Source organism: Cryobacterium lyxosi (assembly GCF_004403345.1).
GTDB lineage: Bacteria > Actinomycetota > Actinomycetes > Actinomycetales > Microbacteriaceae > Cryobacterium > Cryobacterium lyxosi.
The window spans coordinates 282,119-296,873 of record NZ_SOGT01000008.1 but is presented as its reverse complement, the minus strand read 5'-3'; the positions used below and the strand labels follow the sequence as shown (position 1 = coordinate 296,873).

8 protein-coding genes are annotated in these 14,755 nt (G+C 59.2%); 1 reads left to right on the top strand and 7 read right to left on the bottom strand.

All coding sequences use genetic code 11. From position 1 onward, the window contains the following. Nucleotides 1–13: 13 nt before the first annotated feature. The 7 genes from E3T27_RS07610 to E3T27_RS07580 form a co-directional block, all read right to left on the bottom strand. Entirely contained in the window at nt 14–394 is a 381-nt protein-coding gene (locus E3T27_RS07610; protein ID WP_134572115.1) for a hypothetical protein, read from the bottom strand. Between the two features lie 257 nt (nt 395–651). Further along, entirely contained in the window at nt 652–843 is a 192-nt protein-coding gene (locus E3T27_RS07605) for a hypothetical protein (protein WP_134572114.1), read from the bottom strand. Then, on the bottom strand, nt 840–1,343 hold the full coding sequence (locus E3T27_RS07600; protein ID WP_134572113.1) for a hypothetical protein: 504 nt from the start codon (nt 1,341–1,343) through the stop codon (nt 840–842). The genes E3T27_RS07605 and E3T27_RS07600 overlap by 4 nt, the downstream gene beginning before the upstream one ends. A gap of 482 nt (nt 1,344–1,825) precedes the next feature. Next, nucleotides 1,826–2,863: a DNA-methyltransferase gene (locus E3T27_RS07595; RefSeq protein WP_134572112.1), complete on the bottom strand. Its 1,038-nt coding sequence runs from the start codon at nt 2,861–2,863 to the stop codon at nt 1,826–1,828. A gap of 102 nt (nt 2,864–2,965) precedes the next feature. Beyond that, nucleotides 2,966–3,394 (bottom strand): hypothetical protein, encoded by a 429-nt coding sequence (locus E3T27_RS07590; RefSeq protein ID WP_134572111.1) that lies wholly within the window; start codon nt 3,392–3,394, stop codon nt 2,966–2,968. Nucleotides 3,395–4,336: 942 nt separating this feature from the next. Further along, nucleotides 4,337–4,579, bottom strand: a complete 243-nt coding sequence (locus E3T27_RS07585; RefSeq protein ID WP_166786139.1) for a hypothetical protein — start codon at nt 4,577–4,579, stop codon at nt 4,337–4,339. A gap of 290 nt (nt 4,580–4,869) precedes the next feature. Next, a complete protein-coding gene (locus E3T27_RS07580; protein WP_134572109.1) occupies nt 4,870–8,094 on the bottom strand; it encodes a hypothetical protein in 3,225 nt (1,074 codons plus the stop codon). A gap of 1,500 nt (nt 8,095–9,594) precedes the next feature. Here E3T27_RS07580 and E3T27_RS07575 point away from each other — a divergent pair. Continuing rightward, nucleotides 9,595–14,364 (top strand): DEAD/DEAH box helicase, encoded by a 4,770-nt coding sequence (locus E3T27_RS07575; protein ID WP_241992168.1) that lies wholly within the window; start codon nt 9,595–9,597, stop codon nt 14,362–14,364. Nucleotides 14,365–14,755 lie beyond the last annotated feature (391 nt).

Below are 14,755 nucleotides of genomic sequence, written 5' to 3'. Positions count from 1 at the left end.
AAGTGAGTGTTTGTCAGAACAACTCGTCCGGGTCGGGGTCGAAACCCGCCGCTTCGACGAAATGACCGGAAGGTGCCGGAGGGGCTAGGCCCATCAGCTCTGCAAGCTGAGCCGCCGTGGCTTGGGTGAAGCCGGCCCATGGCCCGGGGTCAACAATTGTCAGACGTGTCGGCCCCCGCCAGTGTCCGACGCAGGCGTCGAGGTCGTCTTCGGTCATGGCGGCGATGCGGTCCACGAGGATGATTCGAGATGGTTGAAAATCTTCGTCCTGGGATTTGAGGAACGCCTTTATCTCCATCATCCGCCTGGCGAAAGCATCGTAGACCACGTCGCCGTGCGCAATCGTTTCCACCTGACTCTCAAGCCGGGCATCGACACTGTGCGCCAGGTCCACCCCTGTCACCGAATGCAAATCTGTGGCTCGCGACCACCGCGGAACACCCCTCCACCCATCGTCACAAAATATGACTCCGATGCGAGGGACCGCCCCGGCGCGCCCAATCAAGGTCAGCGCTGTCTCCCTGCCGGCTATCGGGCTTGGGACAGTGAGCAGTGGTGTCTGCGCGCTGAAGAACAGACCCCGCTCCCGAGAGGCCTCCGCGCTGGCCGGCGTACCGATGCAGTCCGGCGTGAGTATGAGTAGCGTCTCAATCACGCCGACACCGACGCGTCGTCCAGCCGAAACACTCTCACCGTTGCTGCCGCCGCGCCCACTGCGTCCGTGTCGTTCTCGATGAGGAGCCAGCGCGTGTCGGCGTCGAGGTTGGCTTCGGCCCAAGCTGCGGCTGCCTGAGCCGGTCCGGCGAGAATGAGAGTGAACTGGGTAAGCGCGGCGGTGTTCATGCCCTGTCTATGCGCGGTGGGTGTGAGCATGGAAGACCGCCGCGTTCTATGGGTGAGAGGTCCTGTCCCGGCGCAGCCGCGGCCTGCGTCAGCCAGGCGCGGATAGCGGCGGCGGCATCATCACCGTGCATCACCTGCCCGGGCCTGCCGCAGTAATCCCGGCCCATGGATGAGGTGACCGTGGTGTGCCCGAGGATATTGAGACGTACTCCGGCCACAAAGCCTGACTCACCGAACGCGCTTTCGGTCCCGGGCTGAAAGACTTCGACGATGTAACCGCGTCCGGACCCTCCGACAACCTGTGCCCATAGTGACGGCCGGTCAGAGCGGCGGAACAACGCAAATTCTAATTCTGGGGTGCGGCCGAGCCCAGCCAAAACGCTGACCATCTCACCGAAGCCGCCCATGGGCAGCCAACCACAGTCATCGGCCAACTTGACCTGCAGCCGTTCGTTGAGCGGCTGCGATGCCGAAACGACAAGCGCGGTTGGGGACTCCATACTCTCTCTATGCGCGGTCGCAGCAAACCGCTGGCAGATAGCAGGGGGTTCGCGTCCCCGAACGTGCGGCTGCCCCTGGGCGGCCACCGCAAAATCAATTCGGCTCAGCGCGGAACCCGCTGGCGGGCGTTCACGCGAATCCGTGACCCGGTTGGGTTCACACGCCAGGTCGAGGCGGCCGCCGCGGAGCGTGCCGCCTTCGATGCTCTCCATGCCACGCTGCGCGTTCGTATCCCACAACGCCTGAGTGCGGTGTCACGCCCACCATCGAGTTTTGTTACCGGCCTCTGGCTCGCCCGAATCACTGCCGAGGCGCGGCTGGCCGAGAGCTCGATGGCGGCCTACAGCAGAGGGGTCGAAAAACGAATCACCCACGGCATGGGAGCGTGGCACGTTTCGTTATGCACGTCGGCTCTATGCGCGCCTCGCGAATCAGGTGTCACTTTCAATCGTCGGCACGCAAGACTCAACCAGCATCGTGCCTACAGAACTCGCGCTAGACGCTGCTTTATCAAGGCCACGTATTCCGATTCACGTTCGATTCCGACGGACCGAACGCCTGCCCGGGCGCATGCCTCGAGCGTCGTGCCGGTGCCTGCAAAAGGGTCGAGTACTAACTCTCCTGGGCGAGCTAGCAACTTGACGAGCCAGTCCATTACCGTGAGCGGCTTGACTGCGTTCCCAGCGATGACGCCGTCGACGGGTCGCTCGGCCGAGGTGGCCTTCGGATGATGGAGGACTCCGTAGAAGCGGGATGCATCTTCTCCGCGTTTGCGAACTACTTCGCCCTGTGCGCGCACGGTCGCGACCGCGCATTGGGGCGCGCAAGCGTCATCATGGCAGGCTTCGGAGTGCTCGAGAATGACGTTGGCGGGGTGGCGGCCGCCCGCATGCGGAGTCGAGCGACTGCTCGCGGGACGATTCACTTGCCAGGTCGCGGTCGGAGAGACCTGACCGTGGGTGCGCTGTCGAGCGTCGGCTGTTGGAACTCGGACGGCGTCGAGGTGGAAACCGCCCGCTCCTCCAGCCGAAATGCTCTCGGACAACGAGCCGCGTTTGGATAAGTTGCGCGCGATAACTATCGGCTCGTACGCGGGGCGAAGCATCGTTCCCCAGCCTTCGAAACTGTCGGCGAGGTCATGGGCGCCCAAGCGGTGCAGTTCCGTATCGAGTCTGCGGTTACCGGCCGGGAAACCCTGGCCATGTAGCCAGGCGATGGTGTCGACGATGCTAAAGGAATTTTCAATCGCGGTTGTGAGTCGGTGCACAGTGCGGCTGTGGCCGAAGGCGGCGAGTGTTGCGCCCGGCTTGAGAACGCGACCGCACTCGCGCCAAAAGTCGGGGTCGAATGCGGCGTTGTCGGAGCCGTCCCAATGCGGCCTGGTGGTTTCGTTTTTTGAGATACCGATGCCATACGGCGGGTCGCAGATGAGTACATCGAAAGAATTGTCTGCGAAGTCAATCAGCACGTCCCGCGCGTCTCCGTGATGGACGGTAACGAGCTCTTTGTGAATCCCCATGGTCTCCTCAGACTACTGACGAGAAGGCAAGGACGGAGACGCGTTCAGTACGCGAAGGGGTGTGCACCCGGCGGGTATGGCGCCGGGTGCACTAGCCGTGAGCTATCGAACGCGTTGCCGGGTGAAGTCTTGGACGAACGATTCAATGGTTGGGATGAGCCGCACGGGTGGGGTACCGATAAGCGGCTCCTCGCCGTCGCCAACCCAGAGGCTCATCTCGAGAGGCAAGGAGTTTCCCGTGACTCTGAGCTTGAGGTAGTCGCCTTCCTTTTCCTGCCAAACATGGATGGCGTACCCTCGACGCAACCCGGCACGCAAGGCCACGGAAGCGATTGCGACTTTCCACCGGCTGTCGGTTGGGGAGAGTCCCTGTTCGGTTGCGATGCGTTCTCCATATTGGCGAGGAGATTCACCTTCGCGAGTTCGTACACGTGTGTTGAATATTGTTTCAGTGACGCGATGGATTCCATCCGTGTTGAAGCCGCGGCGGTCAAATTCCTGCGAGGTCGTGGGCGAAGTGATGATGGTCATGTAGGTTTCCGATGCTCAAGAGGAAGAAGACCGGGCGGTTGCCCGGTCTTCGGCGCTGCCTCCCGGCGGTGCATGGGCCTCGACGTTTGTCGCTGCCTACGTGTGTCTATGCGCGGTGCCGATAAGCCGACAGCTTTCCACCCGCCAAGAGCCGTTAGAGGCTGGATTTATGGGGATGGCCGGCCCTTAAGGGCCTCACACGGTTTCCGCGCGCGACGCCGAATAGCGCCGCCAGTATTCGCCGGGAGAATGGCTGCATAACGTCCGAGAACGGAGTGCATACTGCCCGTTCTGCACTCATGTCGCGGTCCGCCCTTCCCACCAATTCTTGTCGCCGTCCTGGCGGGTGTGTGGCGGGTGTCCCCTGCGTGGCTCTGTGGGTTGACGCGGTGCTCTGTGAACCAGCTGGTTGGCAGCCGGTTCTTCGTCGTGTGCAACTTGAGCGCGGCGCCAAAGCGGTCAGCCTTCCGAGGTGTGGTCCCTGCAACTGCTGAGGTACTCGTCAGATGATGCTTCAAGGTCTCGCCGGGTGACTCATCGACTTAAAGACGTGGACTTCAAGGCGTGCAAGAGTTGCTTTGGCGTCCGTGCTGAGACTCCATGTGTGCTGACTGGAGCGAACCACTCGGCCGACAGCTCGGGAGCGCCGCAACGCATTGCCGAGCATGGCGTAACGATAGGTGAAGCGTTGGTGTAGAACCGTTGCTGGGTGGCGCGCCCGTGGTTGCTCAGACTGCGCCGGAAGGCCAGTGCTGTGGAGAGCGGGAGCCTGGTGGTCTGTCAATCGGAGGGACCGTTGTGTTCGCGACGTTGCAGTTCGAAGTCGTGGGCTTGACGCATCGTCCGGTCGTGGGGACTGCCGCGAAGCGGCTACCGCCGTATTGAGCACCGGCTGGCCCCAGCTTGTGTACCGCGCCGCGATTGCGTGGGTGCGGGCATGGTTCACCATCGCACTGTGACGCGCAGGAGGCCGCGGTGTTTGAGGGTGCCGTGGGCCTTGGAATGGAGTATCTCAAAGCCTTGCGACGTGAGGTCTTCTCTCATGCGGGCATGGAGCTTCGCGCCGTGGTTATCCATGTTGAGGTAGCCCAGATAGCGTCCATCATCGAAGAAAATTGGGGAGGTTCCGCAATTGGTCAGGTAAATGGAGAAGGAGAGTTGTGCGCTCATGGTTTCACGCACCATTCGAGACGTCGAGGGAGATGAGCCAGGGGGAGGACCAGCCCGTGGACGTTTTTGAAAACGGCGCGTTTTCGCGAGTGGGCCGCCAACGTAAGCGAGGCCCGCTCTGTCGTGACGTGCTCAATCGCACGTCGAAACGGGGGACGGTCACACTTGAATATTTTTGGAAATTCATGGCTTCTTCTTTCTTAGGAATTATGAGTGCTGCTGCTGCAAGGGAGGCGCCGATTAGGCGCCCCCCTTGCTCCAAGCGCGTGCCACCGGCGGGGGGCCGGCGCTCCGCGCATCGATGGTTACGCGGAAACGTCGGGCTCCGTTTGTTGCGCATCTGCGCTTTCGGTCAGCAAGTTCACGATGACGTCTGACGAGACGATGAAACCGCGGGGGCGCGAGGGGAGACCCCATCGGGCCGACGGCTTGCCCGTGAAGGAATCGGGGTGAGCATGCTTCTCGAACATCTTGGAAAGGGCCGCTGGTGCCGTGGTGATACCCAGCGACTTCGCCACCTCCTTGACAGCGTTTCGGGAGATGATTACGTTTTTGAAATCGGGTGTAATCGTGCCGAGGTGGAGCTTGTTGCCGTGTGAGTAGCCCTCGCGCTGGGCCTCCCACCCAAGGCGATATTGGTGGTTTCCGGGAACCCTAAATGAGTCGCCAGAGATGTAGCCGCGGCTGCCGAGACGGTCGCGGATGTCCAAAAGAATGCGGAGCGCCGGGTCTTCGTCTGCAGCGAGCCCAGCGTTGGCGTTCACCACGGAAACAATCGCAGCATCGACTTCTTTCTCCGGTGGGAGTAAGTCTTCGATTTCATGTAAGCGAGCAAAGATACGGAACATCCGCCAGCCGACCGCGATAGTCGAGCCGGAGACGTCGGCACGCGTTGCCCTCTCGGGGTGCCATGCCTTCTTCTCCTTCTCGACCTCACGATGCAGCGAGCGCAGGCCGTTACCGTCGGCGTTGTCCATGCGTTCAGCAAGCCACCTCAGATACGCGGCGTGAAGCGCGCGCGCCTTCCCGCTGTCCGCGAAATCCTGGATGAACAAGTCGAAGGCGCTGGTCCCACGAGGGGTCAGTTCAACATCTCCAGGCTCCAGCTGAACAGCGACCAAGCGGTTCACAATGCCAGCGCCACCGCGTGGGAGCTCTTCACACGTCAGTACTCCGGTGAAGGACATGTCGCGGGACTGGGCGATGCCTCGACCCACGTTCGACTTGGCGCCCGTTTCGGCACCGATTCCCAGCTGAATTAGTGTCTCTACTCGGGCAGCGGCCTGAGCATCCGCGACCGCGTCCGTGCCGCTCATGCGGTGGTCGTCCCAGGTGGCGAGGGCGAATCGTGACCAGGCTGCGCGCGCTTCCAGGCCAATGGCTGAGGGGCGGGTGATGAGGGAAGCGGTGAATTCGCCTGCTGCTGGGCCGGCGCCGGATTGAAATGCCTGCAGGGCACCCATGACACCGGATTTGCCTCCGCCAGTCGTGCCACGGATAGCCAGAGTCGTGTGTTTGTCCTGCGGAAGCACTGCGGACCAGAGCGCGCCGAGCGCTATCCATGGGGCGTCGCTGTTCGGCATGATGGCTTTGAAGGCGGCAATCGAAGCAGCGGCTTCGTGAAGTTCATCTCCTGCGGGGATGCGGTCAAATCCAACCTTGGCCATCGCGGGTGGGAGGCCTTCTCCGTCTCGGGCGCCTGGCCGCGCAACGACAAGGTCTCGGATGCCGGCGGCGGTCACCGAGCCTGCTGGTGCCAGATATGTCCAGTTTCCGTCGACGAGAGCCCAGCCCATCGCTGAGTACGCAATCCGCGCGTCCCTGGATTGGTCTGCCGCGCCGAGCGTGCTGATGACATTTTCGATGTGAGCGCGGTGCGCGGCCGGAATTGGAAGAGTTATCGCTGCGCGATGGAAGCGGGAGCGCAACTTCTTGAGGTCATAAACTGTCGCTTCGTTGAGCGGGTCTGCCAGCGTATGGCGGCGCCCGCCGGCTGTGAGAATTTCAAGGAAGAACTCGGACTCCTGCGTTGACTGCACCCGACCATCTACCCGAACTTCGTAGACCTCGTGCGTACCGGTCATCCACGGTACCCACGCGGTGAGGTGCTGCAGATACTCGACTTTCTTGCCGTCTTCACCAGGCCGCGAGCTTCGTAAGAGTATCTCCGGGTTGGCTCCCAGCCGGACCACGACCCCGCCCTCAAGGAAGACTGCGAGGGTGGTTTTCGTCTCAATCGCGGCGCGCACCGTAGCGGGCACCGGACGGTTGGTCAGGTCAGTGTCGTGCTGACGCACGTTCTCCATTGCCCCCACCTCAGCAGCCGCACCGGGTATCCCCGACTGAGGCGTTTCCGGCGATGTGAGAGATTCAATCAGTGGCGCGTACGTGCCATCGGGGCGCCGAAATTTCATCACGTATTTTGCGGCCTGCGACTTCTCAACTTGGAGGCGGTGAGCCAAAATATCAAACGAATTGAATTTTTGATGGCCGTTTGCATCGAACATTCTCGCCATTGTTTCTCCGTAGAACACCACCTTGTGCGTCCCGTCGGGTTCGACGTAGATGTGTGTGTTCGGGTTGCCAGGGTTATCCCCACGAGGGAACCTGAGGGTGCCCCCTTCCTGCACGCCGCCGTAGAGGGCGACGAGAAGGGACTCAGGCGTCACTTCACGGGCGAAGAGAGTTCCGGGACGGGTGTCGTTCGCACCTTCAGGAGTTTTGTGGGTGAGGCCGGGAGTTGTCAGGAGCTTTACGGGCGGGTTTGTTCGTTCTCGGATTGGGAAGGCTGTACTGGCTTCTGCGAGGTCAAGGAGGTGCCCGGAAGACGTCAATATCTGCACAGTGGAGTTGTCGTATTTATGGTTGCGGCTCCCGGCGACGCGCAGCACTAAGGCGCTGTTCGACAGCGGCCCCTCGTCGACCTTGAGGCCAGCGGTGCTAGCGCATTCCTTCCAGTAGTCCGCCCACCCTGAATAGAGCGCTTCACCGCTCCCGCCGTCCTTGACGTCAATCGGTGAAGATAAACCCTGCCAAACGTGGAGCCCTCCGCCGGAGTGAATAACCAACGTGGGTTCCTGCGGGAGACCGGCGACCCAGCGCAGCGCCTCCCCTAAAGTCGGGAGGTTGGCCGAGGCATGTGTTCCGGTGTTGATGTCGAGGTCGGCGACTAGAGCCGTGTGGCAGAGGACATCTGTTGACTTACCTTGGCTGGTCGTACCGGGGTTGCGGACTCCGACGCCCACGTAGACGCTGTCGCCCCGCTCTACGGCGGCGCGCATGACGTTCCAGCATGCATCGGACGAGTGCACCGGGGCGGTGCCGAGCACACGCCACGCCTGGTGCGCGCTGCTGGCTGTGAAGCTTAGAACAGCAGTCTCAGGGAGCTCGTCGAGGTGTTCACCCCAGACAAGCTGGTATTGGGTCTCCCAGGCATCACGTGCCGTAGGGGGAGTAGTAGGGGTCGGCCGTACCGAGAGTTCCTCGGGGGCATCGCTGACGGGGGGATGTAATAAACGTTGGTTATTCATGCCGGGTCTATGCGCGCCCCTGAGACGAGGTGCACATTCTGCGAAATATTGGTCGGTTCTAACTGCGCAATGCCCCCGGGGGCCCTGCGCGGGCGAGAGCAGCCCACCATCGACCAACACGTTTCTTGGCATGGTCAGCCCCAGACCGTTGCGGTGACAGGGATGCTCGACGAAACCGACCAGGAGTCCATCGGGGAGAGTCGGCCCGCGACAGGACCTCTGAGACGTTCGTCAGATAAGACATCCAGCGGAGCAGTGAGGAGAAGTTCTGTATTTCATGAGAAAAATATGGTCACTTGGTCAGTTTCCGATTTAGACCGCTCAAACATTGGGGATAACGGTGACTAGTCGCGCTCGCCGGGCGGTCAACCGGTGGTCGTGTTGGTCCTCGTCAAGCTGTCGCCCACTCGTCGCGGCCGTCTCTGGGGTCGGATGGTGGGGTGGTGAAGGCCGCAGGCAACCCGCCGCAGGGTAACGAGTGAGCCGGTTCCGGCTCCGGCTTCGTTATCGCCGTCTCCGAGTCAACGTGTCGGAAGGCCTGTTGCTCAAAAATGAAAGAGACAAATGTTCGATTCATTAATATCCCCGTCCTCAGCCATACGACTTTGCAAAGTCGGACGCTTATTGGCGGAAATCACTTCGACCGACCCGCAGGGCGCCGTGAACCTTGCCAACGGCTTAAGGCGACCGCCTACGGAAATATCAACCCTGGAGATTCACCGCGCCATAGTGTCCGAGTTCCCTAACCGAACCTTCGCCGCCGGCTGCATATACAAGCACAGGGCGGGCAGGTGCAGCTGCCCGCCCGCTCCCAACCTCTCGCGTCGGAAGTCCACTGAATAGGCCCTGAAACAGGTCGCGGACCTACTTCACGGAACCGTCGCGGATAGCAACTGAGACATGAGAAGGGTCGGGGCCCACCTGACCTAACCCCTACGGTTCCCCTGAGGCCCGGTGAGGAGCCGTCGGCCGCGTAGTCGCCTCGTGACTGCGCGGCGGGCGAACCCCGGCTTTGCCCTGACTGGCCGGCAGGCTGGCGTCAATAAAAGTTATGGACCGCCAGATAGACACAACGCCGAGATACTCAAACTCAGGTCGACCACGAACGTCGTCGGTTTGAATCTTGCCATTACGAAACGGAACCGTTCGTGGGTCGTCGAAGTCACCGCGTTCCGCCCACACCTGTCTTGCATCGGCTGGAGAATCCCACGTGCGTAAGGAGCAAACCTCGTCCTGGATGACGCACGACGTGCCGTTAGCCGTTCTGAAGCCCTCCTGATAGTGGCTGAGCCACGTGGGTGTCATTGCAACTCCTATCGATAGGTGCGGTCAATCATGCTCAGCATGGCCTTTGTCGTTACCCCAGAGGGGGGCACGCAGCAGAACCTGTGGAAGCGGGCACTGCGCCCGAACTGGGGAGGAGTAAGTAGTTTGCTTGCTGTCTGGCTCCAGCGCAGCCGATAGCCTCGGAGGGAGCACCGGACTTACAAAGGACACAAGTTGACAACGAGCATCCATGACATCCTGACGCAACTGCGAACGCACTCGTTCGATGAGCGTGACAAAGGCGGCCGATTCGAGCGGCTCATGCTTTCCTACCTCGAACTGGAGCCGCAGTACGCGCAGCTGTACAGCGACGTATGGATGTGGACGGACTACCCGGAGCGGCACGGGCGCAAGGACACGGGCATCGACCTCGTGGCAAGGACACGGGACACGGGGGAGCTGACGGCGATTCAATGCAAGTTCTACGCGCCCAACCACCCGTTGTCGAAGCCAGACATTGACTCGTTCCTGGCCGCGTCAAGTAAAGCGGAGTTCTCTGCTCGTCTCATCATCTCGACAACAGACAACTGGGGTCCTAACGCCGAGGAAGCTGTTGAGGGCCAGAACCCGCCGGTCATGCGGATGCGCGTGCAGGACCTCGACGATAGTGCGATTGACTGGTCGCAATTCTCTATCGAGAATCCGAGCGAGTTGACAAAAAAAGCACCGAAGCAGCCGTATCCGCACCAGGAAACGGCAATCTCCAAGGTTCTCGCAGGATTCGAAACTGCTGACCGCGGCAAACTCATCATGGCGTGCGGTACCGGCAAAACCTTCACGTCGCTCAAGCTAGCCGAAAGGCTAGTGCCCGCCGGTGGCACAGTGCTCTTTCTCGTTCCGTCAATCTCGCTCCTATCCCAGACGCTCAAAGAGTGGACCATTGAATCCGCGGTGCCGCTGCGCTCTTTCGCCGTGTGCTCCGATGTGAGTGTCGGAAAGCGCAAAAATGAGGAAGACATTCCGGTCACCGACCTCGCCTTTCCGGCGACGACGAATACACCGAAGCTGTTACAGAAATTCTCAGAGATTCCCTCAGAATTTGAGGGACTCACGGTGGTGTTCTCCACCTACCAGTCCATTGATGTCGTAGCGCAGGCGCAAGGGCAAGGCATCCCCGAATTCGACCTCATTGTGTGCGACGAAGCGCACCGAACAACAGGTGTCACACTCGCTGAAGACGATGAGTCTGCATTCGTGCGAGTGCACAACCAGAGCTACATCAAGGCGAAAAAACGCCTGTACATGACCGCGACCCCGCGCATCTACGCAGACGCAAGTCGGTCAAAAGCGGAGGAAGTCGGTGCCGTCCTCGCCGACATGACGAACGCCGAACTCTACGGCGCAGAATTCCACCGCCTCAGCTTTGCTGATGCAGTGGCCATGGGGCGCCTCACCGACTACAAGGTGCTGGTGCTGGCCGTCGACGAGACTTACATCAGCAACCGATTTCAGCGGATGCTCGCAGATGACGACAACGAAATGAAATTGGAAGACGCGGCGAAAATCGTCGGCTGTTGGAACGGGTTGTCAAAGCGCGCTCTCGGCCCTGAAGAATTCGCCCTCGACCCGGAACCCATGAAACGCGCCGTCGCCTTTGCTCGCAATATCAAGGAATCAAAGAAGATAGCCGCGATGTTTCAAACGGTCGTTGATTCTGAGATTGAGGCCCTCGACGAAGATTCCGGCGACTTGCTCCGCACAGAGGTCCATCACGTGGACGGCACGTTCAACGTGCTGAAGCGTAACCAAGAGATTGACTGGCTCAAAGAAGACGCCGGTCCGGGAAAAGCCCGAATCTTAACCAACGCGAAGTGCCTCACTGAAGGTGTGGACGTCCCAGCCCTCGACGCAGTGATGTTCCTGAACCCCAGGGATTCGGTGGTCGACGTAGTTCAGGCTGTCGGCCGTGTGATGCGCAAGCTTGACGGAAAAAAATATGGCTATGTCATTCTCCCCATCGCCGTCCCTGGCGATGTCGAGCCTGAGGCAGCCCTTGCAGACAACAAAAAGTACAAGGTCGTCTGGCAGGTGCTCCAAGCGCTCCGAGCCCATGACGAGCGCTTCGACGCGATGGTCAACAAAATAGACCTGACCAAAAACACGGAAGACAAGCTGTCCATCATCGGCATTGGAGGCAAAGGGAAGGAAGACCAAGACGACTGGGATAGCGTCACCCTAGACTTCCCGAACATCGACCAGTGGCGCGACGCCATCCTTGCCAAAATTGTCCAGAAAGTCGGCGAACGGCGCTACTGGGAAAACTGGGCCAAGGACGTCGCCGACATCGCTTCCGACCACATGACCCGCATTCGCACTCTCGTTGACGGCTCAGATGCGAAACTCCGCGAAGAGTTCACGACATTCACGCAAGCGTTGCAGGACAACCTCAACCCATCCATCACAGAGACCTCCGCCATCGAGATGCTCTCGCAGCACCTCATTACCAGACCAGTCTTCGACGCGCTCTTCGAGAATTATGCCTTCTCCGACAGCAATCCCGTCTCGCGCGTGATGCAGGTAATGGCCGATGCTCTCGAAGACCAGAACCTCCATCAGGAGACTGAGAAACTGGAAAAGTTCTACGATTCAGTCCGCACCCGAGCAGCCGGAATTCCGGATGCCAGTGCCCGGCAGTCAATTATCAAAGAACTCTACGAGACGTTTTTCCAGAACGCTTTCGAATCTACAAGCAAGAAACACGGCATCGTATACACACCGAACGAGGTTGTCGACTTCATTATCCACTCTGTCGACGACGTACTCCGAGAGGAGTTCAGTACGAGCCTGAGCGACAAAGGCGTCCATGTCCTTGACCCGTTTACGGGCACCGGAACGTTCATTGTCCGACTGCTGCAATCAGGGTTAATTCGGTCTGAGGACCTTGCTTACAAGTTTCGTTACGAGTTGCACGCAAACGAGTTGGTTCTCCTCGCCTACTATGTGGCGGCCATTAATATCGAGGAAACTTATCATGCCCTCGCTGGTGGTGAATACGAAGCATTCAAGGGAATCGTGCTTACGGACACTTTCCAGATGGATGAGGGGGGAGACGTCAACGAGCTTGAGGGCATGGCCGTGTTCCCCGAAAATAACGAACGTGTCCAAGCGCAGAAATCAAACAACATCCGTGTCATTATCGGCAATCCGCCTTACTCCAAGGGCCAGGAGTCGGGCAATGATGGTAACCAAAATGTCAGTTACCCGTCCCTGGACGGCCGAATCCGAGCCACGTATGCAGCCGGACGAGGCCGTGGCGGAAACCACAGTCTTTACGATTCATATATTCGGGCAATTCGTTGGGCCGCGGACCGCCTAGGTGATGACGGCGTCGTTGCTTTTGTCACTAACAATGGATTCGTTGATAGCAACGTAGCAGCGGAGATGAGGCGAACGCTTCGAGAGGAATTCTCACGCATATATATCCTTAATCTTCGAGGAAACTCCCGTACGGGCGGTGATGAAGCGAGGCAGGAAGGTGGCAACGTCTTTGACGTGCGAGTTGGGGTTTCCATTTTCGTACTCGTCAAGCGGACGGGAGGTTCAAAACGGACGACTATTCGCTACTTTGAGGCGCCAAACTTTCTGAATAAGGCGCAGAAACTCGCGCTGTTGCAAGACGCGAAGTCCGTAAAGGGTGTGCCTTGGCGGGAGATAACCCCGAACGCCGCTGAGGATTGGATAAATCAACGGGACGCCGGATTCGGTTATTTCAATCCAATTGGTTCAAAACATGGAGAAAAGCACGGGACTGCGACTATATTTCAGAACTATTCGAGGGGCCTTGAGACTGGCAGAGATGCCTGGGTATACAATTTTTCCCGACACAATGTTGACCAAAATGCCCGGCGGATGTACGAAAATTTTAACGCGCAATTAGGAAAATTTGAGCACCACCTTTCCGCCCGCGACCACAGTAATAGAAAGTCTGCCGTTGCAGACTTCATCGACCTCGACCCAAAGAAAATAAGCTGGACGCTGAGCTTGAAGAACCGTCTCGTGGCTGCTAAACCAATTGATGATTCCTCCGCCCGAATCGTGACCGGTACGTATCGTCCCTTTACGAAGGAGCACGTCTACTTCGACAGACCGATGAACCACATCGTTGGGCAGATGCCTAGCATCTTCCCCGATGGTGCTGCCAATGTTGGCTTTTACGTGACAGCGCCGGGTGCTGGGCACCCATTCTCCTTGCTGATGGTCGACCAGATGCCGGACTTAGCGATGTGGGGGTCGGGGAGCGGGCAGTTTTTTCCCCGCTTTACTTTTAGCGAGCGTTTGACCAGCGGTGACCTCCTCGACGCGCTGGACGATGATGGTTCGCGGTACCGGACTCAAGACAACGTGACCGACGAAACCCTCTCGAACTACCGCTCCAGGTATGGGGACGATATTAGTAGTGAAGACATCTTCTTCTACGTATACGGTCTTCTGCACAGTACTGAATACCGGGAGCGCTTTGCACCTGACTTAGAAAAGATGCTGCCTCGTGTTCCGAAGGTCAAGGACTTCGATGCATTCGCATCGGCGGGAAGAAGGCTCTCCGCGCTGCACCTCGGGTACGAAACCGTTGATATGTATCCTCTCCACGAGGAAGTCACGGCGAACGCTGACTTCCGAGTTGTGAAAATGCGATACCCAGGCGTTGGCACAAAGAAGGACCGTTCAAGGGTCATCTACAACGCGAAGATAACTGTGTCGGGAATTCCCGAGGAAGCACATAAATATATGCTCGGGTCACGCTCGGCAGTCGACTGGATTGTAGAAAGATACCAAGTCAAGATAGATAAACCGAGTGGCATTGTCAACGACCCGAATGACTGGGCCGAAGAACAAGGAAATCCGCGCTACATTCTCGACCTCCTCGCGCGAATAGTTACTGTGAGCGTTGAAACGGTCAAGATTGTGAATTCGCTGCCCGCGCTCGACATCGTGGCCGATGAATGACCATAAGGCGGGATGTCGACGTGAAATGGGAGTGCTCGCTGAGCCCGAGGATGGTCTAGGCGCAGTGAGCGTGCAAGGGGCTCATTTCATCCCGTAAGTTCGCCGGTCGGGACGGTAACGCTGGCAATTTGCTAGCGCCCGTGAGTCCCGCTTTACGTCCCGTTTTGCGTCCGAAGAGGGTCTCGGCACCCCGTAATCCCGCTTTGCGTCCCGCTTTGCGTCCCGCAATCAACGGCAGTTGATGACAGCTGTTAGACCCTTGTAGAGGCCGTGTCACCAGCACATTAGGTGGCAATAGTCGCTAACCGTAGCTACCGGCACCTCTTCGAGTGGGAATCAGAAGGTTGGGGGTTCGAATCCCTTCGGGCGCACATCTGGGCCCCGTTCGACA